Origin of the sequence: Kitasatospora sp. GP30, from assembly GCF_029892145.1 — a bacterium.
GTDB classification, from domain to species: Bacteria; Actinomycetota; Actinomycetes; order Streptomycetales; family Streptomycetaceae; genus Kitasatospora; species Kitasatospora acidiphila.
Genome location: NZ_JARZAH010000105.1, coordinates 1 through 1,519 on the forward strand (window position 1 = coordinate 1; position 1,519 = coordinate 1,519).

At 69.3% G+C, this 1,519-nt stretch carries 1 protein-coding gene and 1 pseudogene; both read right to left on the reverse strand.

Annotated features, from left to right (window positions below):
- Window positions 1–554 (reverse strand): annotated as a pseudogene (locus P3T35_RS40305) (potassium-transporting ATPase subunit B); the annotation flags it as partial.
- Window positions 554–1,519 (reverse strand): potassium-transporting ATPase subunit KdpA (kdpA, locus tag P3T35_RS40310; RefSeq protein ID WP_280709877.1); only part of this gene is annotated, 966 nt, incomplete at its 5' end. The gene kdpA and the pseudogene P3T35_RS40305, both read right to left, overlap by 1 nt.

The window sequence follows — 1,519 nt, forward strand, 5'->3', positions numbered from 1 at the left end:
GCCGAGCGGTCACCGCCCGACTCGCGGATCACCGGCGCGGACTCACCGGTGATCGCCGACTCGTCGACCGAGGCGACACCCTCGACCACGTCGCCGTCACCGGGGATGACCTGCCCGGCCTCGACCACCACGTGGTCGCCCAACTGCAGCGCGGTACCCGCAACCTCCTCCTCGGCCTGCGAGGCGGGCCAGTCGACGAGGCGGCGGGCGACCGACTCGGTCTTGGCCTTGCGCAGCGTGTCGGCCTGGGCCTTGCCGCGGCCCTCGGCCACCGCCTCGGCCAGGTTGGCGAAGATCGTGGTGAGCCACAGCCAGATGGTGATCGCCCAGGCGAAGACCGAGGGGTTGGCGCACGCCGACACGGTGGTGACCACCGAGCCGACCTCGACCACGAACATCACCGGGTTCTTGAACATCACCCGGGGGTCGAGCTTCTTCACCGCGTCGGGGAGCGACTTGACGATCAGCTTCGGGTCCAGCAGGCCGCTGGACGCTCTGTGCGGTGCGGGGGCCGTCCCCTGATCGGCCGGTGCGGGAGTGAGTGTGGTGGACATCAGTGCAGACCTTCCGCGATCGGCCCCAGAGCCAGGGCCGGGAAGTAGGTGAGGCCGACGACGATCAAGACGACGCCCGAGAGCAGACCGACGAAGAGCGGCTTGTGGGTGGGCAGGGTGCCGGCGGACGCCGGGACCGGCTGCTGCCTGGCGAGCGAACCCGCCAGCGCCAGCACGAAGACGATCGGCAGGAACCGGCCGAGCACCATCGCCAGACCCAGCGCGGTGTCCCACCAGGGCGAGACGACGGTCAAACCGCCGAACGCGGAACCGTTGTTGTTGCCCGCCGACGTGAAGGCGTACAGCACCTCGGAGAAGCCGTGCGCCCCGCCGTTGCCCATGTTCGCCCGCTCGCCGCCCAGCGCGATCGCCACACCGGTGCCGATCAGCACGATGGCCGGGGTCGTCAGGATGTAGAGGGAGGCGAACTTCATCTCCCGGCCACCGAGCTTCTTGCCCAGGTACTCGGGAGTGCGCCCGACCATCAGACCGGCGACGAAGACCGCCACGATGGCCAGGATCAGCATGCCGTACAGGCCCGAACCGGTACCGCCGGGCGCGATCTCACCGAGCATCATGTCGAAGATCGCCACCCCGCCGCCACCCGGAGTGAGCGAATCGTGCGCGGCGTCCACCGCACCGGTGGAGGTCAGCGTGGTCGAGGACGCGAACAGCGCCGAGGCCCACGGCCCGAACCGCTGCTCCTTGCCCTCCATCGCCATGCCCGCCGCCTTGAGCGCCTGGCCGGTCGGGTGGGTCTCGAAGAAGGTCATCAGCACGGCCGAGGCCGTCCAGAACAGCGCCATCACCGAGACGATCGCGTAGCCCTGGCGGTTGTCGCCGACCATCTTGCCGAAGGTCCGCGGCAGCGAGAACGAGATCACCAGCAGCAGGAAGATCTCCAGCCAGTTGGTGAAACCGTTCGGGTTCTCGAACGGGTGGGCCGAGTTGGCGCCGAAGAAGCC